8 protein-coding genes are annotated in these 14,624 nt (G+C 51.1%); 5 read left to right on the top strand and 3 right to left on the bottom strand.

What is annotated here, in order from left to right; genetic code table 11:
• Positions 1-212 precede the first annotated feature (212 nt).
• From MNODULE_RS00040 to MNODULE_RS00030, 3 genes are read right to left on the bottom strand one after another with little or no spacing between them, the layout of a single operon-like run.
• Positions 213-1,013 carry a cytochrome c3 family protein gene (locus MNODULE_RS00040; protein WP_168057440.1) on the bottom strand — a complete coding sequence of 267 codons (801 nt, stop codon included), beginning with the start codon at positions 1,011-1,013 and terminating at the stop codon, positions 213-215.
• 12 nt (positions 1,014-1,025) lie between these two features.
• Positions 1,026-2,384, bottom strand: coding sequence for a phosphoglucosamine mutase (glmM, locus tag MNODULE_RS00035; protein WP_168059144.1), 1,359 nt, complete (start codon positions 2,382-2,384; stop codon positions 1,026-1,028).
• Positions 2,385-2,400: 16 nt separating this feature from the next.
• Entirely contained in the window at positions 2,401-3,294 is an 894-nt protein-coding gene (locus tag MNODULE_RS00030) for a foldase protein PrsA (RefSeq protein ID WP_168057438.1), read from the bottom strand.
• A gap of 202 nt (positions 3,295-3,496) precedes the next feature.
• Here MNODULE_RS00030 and priA point away from each other — a divergent pair, with 202 nt between their 5' ends.
• From priA to MNODULE_RS00005, 5 genes are all read left to right on the top strand, one after another.
• Positions 3,497-5,977, top strand: coding sequence for a primosomal protein N' (gene priA / locus MNODULE_RS00025; RefSeq protein WP_168057436.1), 2,481 nt, complete (start codon positions 3,497-3,499; stop codon positions 5,975-5,977).
• A gap of 173 nt (positions 5,978-6,150) precedes the next feature.
• Positions 6,151-7,701 (top strand): hypothetical protein, encoded by a 1,551-nt coding sequence (locus MNODULE_RS00020; RefSeq protein WP_168057434.1) that lies wholly within the window; start codon positions 6,151-6,153, stop codon positions 7,699-7,701.
• A 402-nt stretch (positions 7,702-8,103) separates the two neighbouring features.
• Positions 8,104-11,076: a tetratricopeptide repeat protein gene (locus tag MNODULE_RS00015; protein ID WP_168057432.1), complete on the top strand. Its 2,973-nt coding sequence runs from the start codon at positions 8,104-8,106 to the stop codon at positions 11,074-11,076.
• Between the two features lie 788 nt (positions 11,077-11,864).
• Complete coding sequence (locus tag MNODULE_RS00010; protein WP_168057430.1) at positions 11,865-13,256, top strand: hypothetical protein; 1,392 nt, start codon at positions 11,865-11,867, stop codon at positions 13,254-13,256.
• A gap of 86 nt (positions 13,257-13,342) precedes the next feature.
• Positions 13,343-14,095: a hypothetical protein gene (locus MNODULE_RS00005; RefSeq protein ID WP_168057428.1), complete on the top strand. Its 753-nt coding sequence runs from the start codon at positions 13,343-13,345 to the stop codon at positions 14,093-14,095.
• Positions 14,096-14,624 lie beyond the last annotated feature (529 nt).

The raw sequence follows: 14,624 nt of genomic DNA, 5'->3' as shown, positions 1-14,624 counted from the left end.
CCTTTCCTTTTCTCGGCCGGTTTTGGGGAGGAATTCAGGAGGTGACCGATCGATTCGAGCCATCTTGATTTCTTATAAACAACCATAACAAAATTCGGCGACCTGTCAAGTATCGGGATCTTTCAGGAGAATAAACGCGTTAAGAATCAATTACTTATGGCGCAGCAGATTTTCGGGGATTTGGGGAGGAGAAGTACCAGAGAGGGATTTTCCTAGCGGTCGTGACAGACGAGGCAAAGCGAGGCGGAGGGGACACGTAAAAAGGGACGGATCTTTTCGCTGTGGGGATTGTGGCAGCTGTCGCACTCCACCCGGCCGGAGGTGGTTCGGACCAGGGTGGAGAGGATTTCCGGCGAAGAGACTTTTTCTTTCGGAAGATCGAGGTAAGAAGAGGTTCCGTCATTGGGGAGGACATACCCTTCCGGGCGGAGATCGGGGATGGTCCAGTAGCGGGCGTAGGTCACCGACGGATTCTCGGGAACGAACATGCCGTTCGGTTTTCTTGGATAAGGAATCGAAATGGGATGGTCGACGCGGCTCAATGGCGGCGCTTCCCTGGGGGAGAAACCTCCCTCCCAGGAGGTGTTGGCCTCGGCGCCGAGACGGGCGGTATCGACATTGACGCCGTGCATATCCTTGGCAAGGGCGCCGTCATGGCAGGCCAAGCAGGTGAGCGAGGAGCCGGTCGGCTGATTGTACGGGTGGCTCTTCGCCGAAAGGGTGGCGGTCAGACGGTATTCGGCTCCCTCCCGGCTTCCCCAGAGAGGGGGGCTCGGCGCCTTTTCAGGCGGAGCGGCGCTCTCCGTTTCGGCAGGGACCGCTTTGGGCGCCGCCGCGGCTCCGGGGATCGGATCGATATGGCAGATCGTACAGGAGGTGGAAGGAGGAAGAGAGGGAAGGGCCAGGTTGTGCCGCGAGCGGACGACCTCATCGAGCGGAGAGGCATCCAGCGTGGCGAGCCCCGCAAAGAGGGCAAAGGAAAGAAGCGCAAGCATTGTTCCCGGTCGCTTCATCTCAAGCGTTCCTTATTTTGATAAACCGATTTTCTTTTGAACGATCTCCGCCAATTGGTCCGCCATCGCGGTGATCGCGGTTTGCTCTTCGCCTTCGATCATGATCCGAAGAAGGGGTTCGGTCCCCGAATACCGGATGAGAATCCGTCCGTTGTTCCGGAGCTTCTCCTCGCAGTCGGCGATCGCTTTTTGAAGCTCCGGAATCTCCGAGATTTCCTGTTTTTTTTGAACCCGGACGTTCTTGAGCACCTGGGGAAGCGGGGTCATGCAAGCGGCCAGCTCGGAGACCTTTTTCCCCGTCCTTTTCATGAGAGAAAGGAGCTGCAGCGCGCTAATCAGGCCGTCGCCGGTGGTGTTATAATCCAGAAAAATGACATGGCCCGACTGCTCGCCGCCGAGGTTATATCCGTCTTTGAGCATCCGCTCCAGCACATATCGATCGCCGACCGGGGTTCGAACCACCTGAATCCCCCGCGACCGGAGGGCCAAGTCCATCCCCATATTGCTCATGAGGGTGGAGACCAGCGTCTCTCCTTTTAATGCCTTCTCCTGGTGGAGGGCCAGGGCGAAGGCGACCAGAAGCGCATCGCCGTCGACGACATGACCCCTTTCGTCCACAAAGACGGCCCGATCGGCATCCCCATCGTGGGCAATGCCGACGTCGGCCTGGGTCTCGATCACCTTCTTTTGAAGTTCCTCGGGATAAAGGGCGCCGCAGTTGAGATTGATGTTGGTCCCGCTGGGATCGTCGCTGAGGACGACGACCTCGGCCCCCAACTCTCGGAGGACCATCGGAGCGACTTTATAGGCTGCTCCGTTCGCGCAGTCGACGACGATCTTCATCCTCTGGAAATCGAGCCCTTTCGGGAGGGAGTTCTTGACGAACTCGATGTATCGCCCTTCGACGTCATCGATCCGAAAGACCTTTCCGATTTCCGCCGCGGTCGGGCGGATGTTGTCGATCTCTCCCGAGAAGATCAACGATTCGATCTGATGTTCCATTTCGTCGGGGAGCTTTAACCCGTCCCTGGAGAAAAACTTGATGCCGTTGTCTTCGAAGGGATTGTGCGAGGCGGAGATCATCACCCCGGCATCGACCCGGAGGCTTCGCGCGAGAAAGGCGACGGCGGGGGTCGGAAGGGGACCGACCAAGAGGACATCGACCCCCATGGAGCAGATGCCCGAGGTGAGGGCCGACTCCAACATGTAGCAGGAGAGGCGAGTGTCTTTGCCGATGACGATCCGGTGGCGGCCCGCCTTGTTTTTAAAGATATGTGCGGCGGCCCGGCCCAGCTTCATCGCCATCTCGCTCGTCATCGGCTCGATGTTGGCGATGCCGCGGACGCCGTCCGTTCCGAAGAGCTTGCGCATGGTCGAACCCACTCGGCTACTTTTCTGAGGGAGGATCGCTCATCGAATGCTCGCCGGGGCCGTCCATGGAGTGATCCGGCGGGACCGATGAGATTTGCATGAGGCGATTTTTATTGATCTTGATCTTCGCTTTTTCTTTCAGCTGATCGATTTCGTCGTTGATCATCGTGCCCCGGATGTTTTGGAGTTGGGCGGGAGCAAGCTCTTCGAAGTTTTTCGCATCTTTGGTCTCGACCACTTTGATAATATGGAATCCGAAGGGGCTTTGGACCGGTTTGCTGATTTCGTTGACCTTCAGAGAAAAGGCGGCGTCGCTGAACGCTTTCACCATCCGGTCCTTGGTGAAGAAGCCGAGGTCTCCGCCGCGGGGGGCGCTTCCGGGGTCGGTCGATTTCTCTTTGGCCAGGGCGGCGAAATCTCCCCCTTGATCGAGCTTTTTCTTGATCTCTTTCGCTTCTTCTTCGGTCTTGACCAGGATGTGGCTGGCGCGGACCTCTTTAAATTCGGCTTTGTTTTTATTATAGTATTTTTTCATCTCAGCGTCGGTCAGCTTTTCCGCCGCGATCTGGTTGACCACTTCGCTGATCATCACCTCTTTGGTCAGCTCTTCGATCCGTTCTTTCACCTCTTTTTTCTTATCGAGCCCCAACCGCTTTCCCTCTTGGTTGAGGACCTCGCGCGAAATAAGGATATCGAGGAGCTCTTCCTTTCCCTCGGCCGTATCGAAATTCCCCTGCCCCTCCCGGGTCAGCCGCTCCATCCGCTTTTGAAATTCATCCGAGCTGATCGAGGCCCCGTTGATGTTGGCGACCTCGTCTTCCGCTGCGTTCACGATCGAAAAGAGCGTCCCCTGCGCGACGATGCTCAAAGTAAGAAAGGAAACAAGGGCGATCATCTGTTTTAAACTCATTGAAACCTCCGAGTCATAAATATGTGGCGACATTGTACCCGTTTATCCGAAAAAGATCAACGGGAATTCCTGCACGGGCCTTATTCCGATGAACGCTTCGTCCGGTTTATTCTTGTTTTGACCGGGTGAGGTTGTTAGAATAGCTCCTCTTTTGGATACGGTCGATTCTCGGTGACGGAGATCACTTTTCCGGGATCGGTTTTTGCCAACCCTCACGGCCGAAACGATGAGTGCCCCCCAGTTTGTCGAAGTCGCGCTTGCCGAAGCGGATGGAACTTTTCATTACCATCTCCCATCAACCTGGGCTGCGGCGCCGTTGACGCCGGGTACCCGGCTGCTGGTGCCGTTCGGGCGCGGCTGGCGCCTGGCTTATTATGTTCGGCGCGTCGATCGTCCGGAGGTCCCCGAAACCAAACCGGTCCTCGCCTTATTGGACGGGGATGTCTCGATTCCATCTTCCCTCTTTCAACTCCTTCACTGGATTTCCGATTATTACTCTGCCCCGTTGGGGCGGGTGATCAAAGGGGCCTTCCCCCAGGGAAGCCAGGCGGTGGTCCGTAGACGTTTCCATCTCACGGAAGCGGCGGAGAGTGCCGGGGGAGAAAAGAAAACGGCGCTCCAGGAGCGGGTTATTGCGGCGCTCAAGGAGGGAGGAGGGCTGACGGAGCCCCAACTTCGCAAACGGACGGGGGGAGAGAAATTGGCCGGGTCTCTCTCCACATTAAAGAAAAAAGGATGGATCACGGAAGCGTGGGAGGTCGATCGCCCCGCCGTTCGGAAAAAATTCCGGCGTCTTGTTTTCTTGAAATCCGATCCGGCTGAAGCGGTCTCCCTGATCAGCTCGTTACAAAAACGCGCCCCGCAGCAGGCCAGTGTCCTCCAGATTCTTCTCACTGCCGGAGGGGCGATGCCGGTCGGCGCATTTGAAGCGCCGCTTCGCGCCTCACTGAAACGCCTGCTCGACAAAGGGCTGATCGATCAGGCGGAGGAAGAGGCGCCGCGAACGCCGATGCGCCCTTCGGGGTTCCCGCTGCAGCCATCGATTCTCTTGAATCCCGATCAGCAAGGGGCGGTGGAACAGATCGTCTCCGCCGTCGAGGGGAAAACGTTCACCCCGTTTTTGCTGCATGGGGTGACCGGGAGCGGCAAGACGGAGGTCTACCTTCGCGTCATCGAAAAGGCCCTCGCGCAAAAAAGGGGGGCGATCGTCCTTGTGCCGGAGATCGCTTTAACCGCCCAATTGGTCGCGCGGTTTCAGAGCCGGTTCGGAGAGGCGGTTGCGCTCTTTCACAGCGGTCTCTCGCCGGGAGAGCGTTATGATGAATGGCGCCGTATCCGGGAGGGAAAAGCCCAGATCGCCATCGGCGTCCGGTCGGCGATCTTCGCTCCCTTCGAATCGGTCGGGGTGATCATCGTCGACGAAGAGCACGATTCGTCGTACAAGCAGGATGACGGCGTCCGCTATCATGCGCGCGATACGGCGCTGGTCCGGGGAAAGCAGTCCGACGCCGTCGTGGTATTGGGATCGGCCACCCCCTCCTTCGAGTCGTTCTACAACAGCGAGACCGGAAAATATCGCCTGCTTCCGCTTCCGGGCCGGATTGACGCCCGTCCCTTGCCGGCGGTGGCGGTGGTCGATCTTCGCAAGAAAGAGGATTGGGTCCGGCCGTTTTTGACCCGACCGCTTCTTTCGGCGATGGAGAAGCGCTTGGAGAATCGAGAGCAGACGCTTCTCTTTCTGAATCGGCGCGGCTTCTCCCCCTCGCTCCTCTGCCCCGACTGCGGCTATCTTCCCCATTGCATCCGTTGCAGCGTCTCCTTGACCTTCCACAAGAAATTGCAAAAGCTGGTCTGTCATTATTGCGGGTTTCAGCTTGCCCCGCCGACCGCCTGTTCTCAATGCCAGGGGATTCGGCTGGTCCATCTTGGGATTGGAACCGAGCAGGTGGAAGAGGAGATCAGACAACGCTTTCCGGCGGCGCGGGTGGCCCGGATGGACCGGGACACCACGCAGAAAAAAGAGTCCCATCACAAGATCCTGACGGCGATGGCGCAGCGGGAGATCGACATCCTCATCGGCACCCAGATGATTACCAAAGGGCATGACTTCCCCGATGTCACGCTGGTCGGCGTTCTTTGCGCCGATCTCTCGCTTCACTTCCCCGATTTCCGCTCGTCCGAGCGGACCTTTCAGCTCCTCGCCCAGGTGGCGGGCCGGGCGGGGCGGGGGGATCGTCCCGGCGAAGTGATCATCCAGACCTTTCAGCCGAACCATGAGTCGATCGTGGCGGCGACCACGCACGATTATCTCGGGTTCTATGCGCAGGAGATCGCCTTTCGAAAGGAGATGGGTTATCCGCCGTTCTGCCGGTTCACTCTCCTCTTGTTCAGTCACTCGGAAGAAAAACGGGTGGTCGACCGGGCGGCGGCGCTTGTGAAAGAAATCGAGAAAGTACTCCCTCCCCCGAAAAAAGGGGAGGCCGAGAGGGGGGTAACCCTCCTTGGTCCGGCGCCGGCGCCGCTGATGCGCCTGCGGGGAGAATACCGGTATCAGATTCTTCTCAAAGGAAAAGATCAAAAGAAAATAGCCTCTGTTCTCAAGGAAGGGCTGAATTCCTGGAAGCGGATGGAGCGAAAAGGGGTCCGGCTGGAGGTGAATGTCGATCCTCAGAATTTTGTTTGATCATGCCACCTTCGGGTAAGGCGTAGCTGTAGAAATCATAATGATGTTGTTTTTCACATATTGTAAGGTCAACTCTTTCTTCCTGAAACAAATAAAGCCTTCGCAAATAAAACAGAGTGGAGTATAATCGGAAACACAGATATTCCAAATAAGTAACCAGTGTCGATTCATCCATGCGAAATTTTTTTTATTATCAACTAATCTTCACCCTATTCTTTTTATCCGAGTGTGCTGCAGGTCAGATAAGACCACCTCACACTCTGGAGCATCATCCATCCCCATCCGATCAGAAGGCCTTTTCAAATGAGGCTGAAATCCTCAAAGCGGCAACTCAATTTGCCCGCTTAATAGAGAACCATTTCGGTGACATTGAAGTGGCAGGCAGATTCGAGGCGCTGCGGGAGGTGGCCTTGGTGGTTGGGAAAACCGGGAACCAAGCCGATTCCAAGGCATTGTTTAACTCCCTGATCGAACAAATTGAAGAAGTCAACGACATATCGGCTTCGAGTAAAAAAATGCAGCAGAAAACAAAAGAATTAAATCGTGGAAATTCTTCCTTCAAAGGGGTCACTCCAGATCAAAACCTTTGGCATCTGACCCGCTGGAAAATTAGCGCCCTGATGGATGTCGGGCATGCTCAGATGCAAGTCGGGCAAACAGCGGCGGCAATCGACACATTCGAGAAGGCGGTGGTTCTAGCAGAGTTGCTACCGAATGAAGACAGGTTGGATATTGGCAAGATGGGGACCCTTATGGACATCGCCGCCAAGCGAATGATGGAAAAAGACCGAGAAGGCACCATAGCAACAATCGAAAAGGCATCTCAGGCGGCCGAGTCTTTGTCTCAAGGATCGATCAGCTTATTTGAATGGACAAAAAATTTTATTCTAATGAACTTTGCCTGGTCTCAATTGGAGATGGGAGAGTCAGTGGATCCTTTAATTCTCGACAAAGCATTTGAAATTGCCAACGAGAATTCCGATAAATGGAAGAGTGCGTACCTTTTTCGGGATATTGCCATGCTTCAGGCGAGAATGGGTGAGCGGGAGGCGGCGCTGACGACCATTGAAAAACTAATTGCTATTCGGGAATCTGTAACCGACAGAGATGCTGAAGACATTTTAGACTACAATCTAATTGATACCCTAAAAGTAGCGGAGAGCTTTATTCAAGCCGGGAGAAATGAGGATGCCCAGTTTCTCGTTCAGAAAGTAGTCAATCGAATGAGAATTATAAACAAAAACGAAATGGAAGGAATTAAGTCCTCTATCTGGAGAAAGATCGCGATGGTCCGAGCCCAGATGGGCGATATCCAAGGAGCGTTCGAAGCAGATAAATTGGTGACGGACGAAACGTATCAAGGCGTCGCCATTCATTCTATTTTCTATGCTCAGATCAAAACAGGCGATCTGAAAGGAGCGCAGAAGACCGCGAGCATTATCAAGAACGCGAGTATTTTTAAAGATCTATCTATTGCTCAGGCCAGAAGGGGTGACATAGATGGAGCCACGGCGACCGCTGATTTGATTTGCTGCAATTCGAAGAGTTTTTTTGAAGCGAAGCTTCGGGCAGAGGCCTTACGTGCCATTGCAGCCGCCCGAATTGAGAAAGGAGGAGATGACTCTGTTTCAAAGTGGGCTCTGAGCCAACCGACTCCAGTTGAAAAAACCTATGCGCTTCTGGGTGTGGCGGAGGGGCTCCAACATCGCAAGGCTCAGCGATAAAGATGCGAATAAAGACAATCATAGAGTCCATTCCAACCTTGTAAGTTTGTGCTTCAGCCATCCGATCGCTTTTTACTTCCTGAAGTCAGCGGTTGAAGAAATAGATGAGTGGAGTAGATTGCACATAAAAAGAAACAATGCTGTTGCGAACACCTTGATATGCGATGGCCCATATCATCAAGATTCAAGACGCGGCCCCAAGGACAAGAATGCTCGTATAATCACCTTTTTTTAAAAGGCATAAAAAATTGAAGATTCAACGGAGAGAATCTTTCCTGAAATTCTCAAGTGGATAGAAGCAACTGATGGAGTCTATTCTCAGCTTAATTATTTAGAAGTTTACAGTATAATCGAACTTACGTATTCTACTACCTCCAAGCATTTCGTCGTGAGTGGACTTCCATGATCCAGATTGCAAAAGCGGCAATCGCTAGCTTTTTGGGAGTTTTTGTTCTTGCCAGCCTGCTCTTCGCTGAATCCGACCCCAACATACTTTTTCTGGAAGCTTCTGCGTTGCTGAATTCGGCTCAGGAAACTGAGCGGGAAAGCTATTCAGCGGCATACCCCCTCTATGAAGCTTCTATACAAAAACTGGAGGCACTCTTTTCAGAGTTTCCCGATTCCTCTCTGGTTGCCGAAATATCCAAAGGAAAAATCCTTGTCGGTCCGTATAAACTTGATCAATTAAGAGAATTGATCCTGCCTCAGGCAAAGAAAAGGGCGGATGCGGAGGAAAATCCGCTTGAGGTGGCGCTGCTGATTGCTGAAAAGAAGGCCGATCCAGCCTATAGGGGCTATGCAATCCGAGGCGTGGCGTTACGTTATGCGGAAGAGAGGAAAGATGAACGGGCACTGGAGGTCGCGCTGACCAAAACGTGGAGAGGTCAGCGTCCTGGACTTCTGCTTGATCTTTCGGAGAATTATGCGAAGAGGGGGCTGATAGAAAAAGCATCGGGTCTGTTGGCATTGGCCCTTGAGTCCGCCGAAGCGATCCCAGGGACACAAGACACACTTGAAATCAGAGCTTCTCAGTTGGCGGCCGTCGCCAACGCCTATGTAAAAGCGGGGAAAAAAGAAAAAGGTCTTGCAATAATTGCTCGGGCCAACGAAGATGCCTTGCAGATTGAACATGCCTACTATCGGGGTCGGGCCTTATCGAGCGTTGCGGAGGGTTATCTGAAGATTGGAGAAGATGAAAGAGCATCGAAGCTCTTCTCGGATGTAATTCAAATCATGAAAAATGGAAATTTTGAGTTCGGTTATCCATCAAAGGCACTGGTCATCGCGGAGAGCTATGCCCGTGCGGGAATGTACGACAAAGCGATCGAGATCATCCATAACCAACCACCATCAAACAGAGGGAAGGAATGGGATTTATTGGATGTCGGAAAAATTGCGGCGCTCCGTGGTGATAGAGCGCGCGCGGATGAAATTTTCCGGATGGCCCTCCAGGTGACTGGAGACTCCTTGAGCCTTCAAATGAATGAGCAGACGGCAAAGATCCTGGTAGGGCTCGCCTCCGTTTCGACTAAGATAGGAGAAGAGAAAATCGCCTTGGATCTCCTGAGCCAGGCGGCGGAAACCATGGCTCAAATCAAAGGGGACCACGATGAGGCCCGTTTCTTTGCTGAGATGGCTTTAGGTTATTCCGAAGCTGGAGAGAGGGAAAAAGCTTCTCATCTTCTATCTAAAGCCCTCGATTCGATAGACCGAACACCGGGCGGTTCGAAGGATTATGTGTTGGGGAAAATTGCATCTGGGTATATTAAAATCGGACGGTATCATGACGCGCTTCAAATTATTCGGTTAAAAGATTCCCCATACGGAAGAGCCTCTATCCTATTGGAGGTGGCGGCCGCTTTAGGGGGTGACAGCCAAAGGGAAGGCGCTATGGAGCTCCTGTCTCAGGCGGCTAAGGAAACAGATGCAATGGACAGTATGGATTTGAGACTCTACTGGTTACTACAAATCGCGAATGCGTATGCGGAGTTGGGCGAAAAACAGAAAGCGTCGAATCTCTTAGCTTATGCCGTTGATCTTTCGCACACGTCGGAGCATTCATCATCTCGCTCTTTTCACAGGCTTGCAGACGGATATATAAAAATCGGAATTTTGGAAAAGGCGTCTCAGATTCTATCCAAGGCGCTTCATGCAACAGAGACCATGAGAGATCAATACGAGCGGAACAACAGCTTGACCGATATTGCAATAAGGTTCGTTCAGATTGATCAAGTAACGAGAGCTATGGAGGTTGCCGATCTTATTAAAGATGACGGCAAAAAAGCGGAGGCCTTCAGTAAAATGGCGGCAACCCTGGAACACGCCGGGAATGAAACAAAGGCCACGGAACTTGCTGCCGCAGCCCTTGCCATTGCGGAAAACCCGAATCTTCCCATCGATCCGTGGCATCTTCCTAACATCGCAGAGGCACTCGGAGAAGCCGGGCATTTAAAAGGCGCTGAACGCATTGCCGAAAAGGTCCAAGATCCTAACAAAAAAATCCCATTGTTGCTTGAACTCTCCAGGATTTATATGGGTCGAGACAAAAAAGCGGAGGGGGTTGAGCTATTACCGAAAGTGTTGGCCATGGCGCAAACCTTAAACGATGGGAGCAGCAGGGCAATCTGGCTAGGAGAGATCGCTCAGATATGGGCCAAAGAAGGAGAGAGAAAAAAGGCGCTGCAGATGCTTACCCAAGCCCGGGAAGCATCCTTGCAGCCTCCTCCTGGCACGGATGGCAATTTTCTGACCCGGATTTTCGCAAAGGTTCTGCCTCGCTCTAAACTCCACCATGACCTTCTGACTTCTGTTGTAGAGGGCTATGTGACCATAAATAAATCCGATCTGGCGATCGAGACAGCTTCCCTGATCGGAAAACCCTATGAGAAGAGTCGTGCTCTGCTGAGAGTGGCAAAGCATTTGGCCGAAACCGGAAGAGAGACACAGGCTTTATCCCTTCTGGCGCAGGCTCATCGGCTGGCACATGAAGTCAAGAGCGCCTGGTATAGCGAGAAGAGCCCGCTTTTAGCGGATATCGCCGGCGTTTATTTCCAGGTAAACGAGAGAACCAAAGGTCGAGAGATCCTGTCGGAAGCGATCCTCGAGACGAAAGCACTTTCCTATCCGGGTCCCTTTATCTCAGTGGCGTTTGCCGCAGCAGGTGGCGGGGAACAAGAGAAGGCTCTCGATCTCCTCATTCAGGCACTCCATGTTCCCAACAATTCGAACGTCGACTGGGTGAAAGCGATCCAGCTCGGTGAGATGGCGTTTGCTGCTTCAGATGCGTCGAGAGGAACAAGCCAACTGAAAAATAAAACAAGGACCCTCCTGCATGAAATAATCAAGGAAGCAGAAGCCCTTGAGGATGATCGATAACGGATAGTTGCCCATAGACGATATTTACTTCCTTGAAAAAGAAAATCATACGGATTGCAATTGTGTTTTGAGGATTCGGCGGAAGGAATCGAGGATCGGACTCCTCTTTCCATTCACTTAGGGTTGGAAAAGATTCGAGGGTGATTTCAAAGAACGTGTAGCGTTCCAGAAGGCTTGGAGTAAAAAAGGGGCCAGATTGAGCTATCCCCCTTTTCCAATAGATTCGAGCATAGGTACGGGTGGGTACCCGGTGAAAGTTCTATATAATCCGAAAAACCTGGTGGACTCCTGCCTAAGACGCGACGGTTGGGGCGGCATTCTTATACTATTTCTGGCAGGAGCAGGCATCTTCTATGTCATGTATAAGAGCAAGTAATCTGACTTTTTCCCAATCAGGCTCCTTCCGTTTATTAATACAACGTTTGTACAATTGTTACATCTGTTTGGTAGGGGCGGCCCCTACAATAACGAAACACAATTTATTACGTTTGTATTAGTATTCCACCAAGGCTTCTTCCTAAACTCCACCAGTCGGCGCCTGTGATATTCATGGAGTTTACAAACGGTAACCGCTAGTTCTCAATCTTTTTCAATATATCGAATTGTAGGTGGAGAAATCCCGCCGAGAAATCCTTCCTGATTCATCAATCTTACTTCCTGTATGCTGAGCAGATTTCAAATGGTAATTTGTCAATTGGGCGTCAATTTTTCACCAAATAAATTGCTGAAATATAAATACAATATTGGTATAATATTTCTCACATTCGGCCAACATAAGAGGACGAAATATGAAAATAACACAATTCATCTTTTCGACCGCCGCAGTTTTGTTGCTCTTATCTGCCAAAGTGAACGCCTGCTCATGTGCATTCGACTCGCCCTGCCAGGTTTTTTCAGGCGCATCAGCGATCTTTATCGGAGAGATGGTCGGGGGCACAGAAAAAGTAGACATGGGGAGGGAGACCGGAAGTACATCGTATGAAGCGGGAGAGGTCCGATTTATCGTCGAAGAGACTTTTAAGGGGAACCCAGGAACTGAAGTTACGATCTCGGTGAAGAGCCACAAAAATTCCAGTTGTGGCCCGTATGGATTAATTAAAGGACAAAGATATATCGTTTACGCCTACGGCGAGTCCGGTCACTTATCGACAGGCGTCTGTACTCTTACAAGGCCACTTTCTATGTTTTCGGAGAAGGATGACGATTTTCAATTTTTAAAAAACCTTCCTAAGGCGGGCAGTGGTGGCCGGCTTACAGTTTCAGTATCTGCTGATCGAGGGATGATTTATAAGCCGTTTAGAGATGTGGCTGTGATTCTGAAGAATGGGGAAAAACAGTCGATTCGAGGGATTACAAACGCAGAAGGCATCTTCGAAATCTCTAATTTGCGGGCTGGCAAGTACGAAGTAGAAGCGCTATGGCCCAAGAGTTATTCGAGTACAAATTCAAAGGCTGAGGTCGATGTGCATGACCGAGGGTGCGCAACCATCAATTTTGTTGCCAGGCCCGATACGATTCTCACCGGTCGAGTATTTGATAGTCGTTTTCGGCCTGCCTCTGTAATGTTAAACCTAGATCCCATCGACCTGCAGAGCGATGGCAAACCTATGTTTATCTATGGACGCTCTGATGACGATGGGAATTTCCAAATAAAGGGAATACCCCCTGGAAAATACTTGCTTTATTTTGACCTTCATACTGATGATTTTAGGAAGAATATGAAATACTTTTATCCAGGAACTCCGAAATCCGAAGAAGCCACTGTCATTGAGATCGGCTCGGCTCCGAAATTAGAAAACTATGACTTTCAGATACCAAAAGAATTCAATTCTCAAATAGTAGAAGGGCAGGTTCTATGGCCTGATGGGAAACCTGCCGCTGGTGTGGAAGTGATGCTCTTATGTCCAAGAAGTACTCAGGCCGAAGGATACATCTTAAATTTTGGTTCGGTCACCACCGAGACGGATGAAGAAGGATTTTTCACGCTAAATGCATATACAGCAACCATCTACAATCTTGAAGCTCGCAGCAGTAAGATTCCACCATCAGAGAAAGACCCGCCGGCGTACCATTCTCCAGCCCATCCCCTTATCGTAGATGAAGATCTAAAAGGTATGAAAGTAGTATTATCCGAAGCAGGATTGACCGGCAATGGATGCTCAAGACGAGGTGTAAAATAGTATTCCCTCAGGAGTAGTGGAAATCTCGCCTTCAGGCCAAGTGGCCTATTCACGAGTGAGCTTATTGATTCTTTGAGTAACAGCAGATGAAAAAAGCAGTGACTTTTTTAATAATCATTCTTCTGTGGTTTGGAAAATTATCAGTTATTGGCGAGGCTCTCGCTGAAACAGGAACACTCGAGCTTGAACCGGAGGAAGGGCTGTTCGGTTATGTGGAAGACAATCCATATCATTCTGCCGTCGGCGATCTGCTTTTAAGTGCAAATAAATTTCGCAAGTGCCAGATGTTGTTCTTGCCATCCTTCGATAAAGAGAGTGCGGTATTCCTGGTGCGGAGCGGCGACAACCCGAAGGCGAATGCGATCGTTGTGACAGCTGAAATGAAAGAGCAACTATGGGGTGCAATAAATAGATTTCTAATGAAGGAAGCTGGAGAGGGTAAGCTCTACACAATCAACCCAGAAGACATGAGGCGGGCGCTTAGCCAAGTATCTCGTAGAGTCGAACGGGTTGAGGCTGAGATTGATCCAAGCACTGCAGATCTATTGGAGAAAACCTGGGAAAGCATGCTCCTCCGCGTACGGTACCCTCCTCCATCTTACGAAGTTGGATTAGATGGGGAAACCTTCCATGTGGCTCACTGGGTAAACCCAAGCGGATATCTAACCGGCAAAACCTGGAGCCCCGAGCCAAGCACTCGGATAGGTGACTTCGTCGAACTTGCAAAGGTGCTCCGGAAGTATCCAAAACTAAGCGGTGATCAACGCGAAGCTGTGAGGAAAGATTTGATTTCTCGGGCTGAAGCCCTCTTAAGACGTTTGAATGAGAGTGGCCAGTGATGGAATTATCCTAAAGAAGGATTAATCAATAAACCTTCCTGAAAGCTGTCTTTTGATGTACTGAAGATAACTGCAGATTTCAAGCGAAATTCGTGATTCGTAAGTGATGGACGGTTTGAAAGAATTCAAGGTGCTGGTTCACGGATGCTTGTGGCCGTCCGCCCTTAGAAAAACTGTTCCAATTTTTGATGTAAAGAAATATTATGGCGGTGGATTATCCACGCTGTTACCTCCAGCACCGGAACAAGGAAGACCAAGGCAATTAACTTGTGCCCCGTTATTATGAGCGCCTGATCCCTGGTAAACCATCTAAGAGCAAGAATCGTTATGAGAGAAATCCAAAGGATTAGTAGTGGAATCCTTATTTTTGTAGGATGATCTCGTAATCTTTCTTTTAAAGATACTAGCAGGGTGCTGAAAAAGTCCTTTTAAGGTTGAGTTTGATTGAGTATACTTGCGCAGGATCTAAGGAGGAGGCATCATGCGCGGCATCAACGATTCTCAAAGTGGTCTGTTTAGTTATCTTTCT

It is taken from the genome of Candidatus Manganitrophus noduliformans (genome assembly GCF_012184425.1).
Lineage (GTDB): Bacteria > Nitrospirota > Nitrospiria > SBBL01 > Manganitrophaceae > Manganitrophus > Manganitrophus noduliformans.
This window is presented reverse-complemented; position numbering and strand designations above follow the sequence as displayed.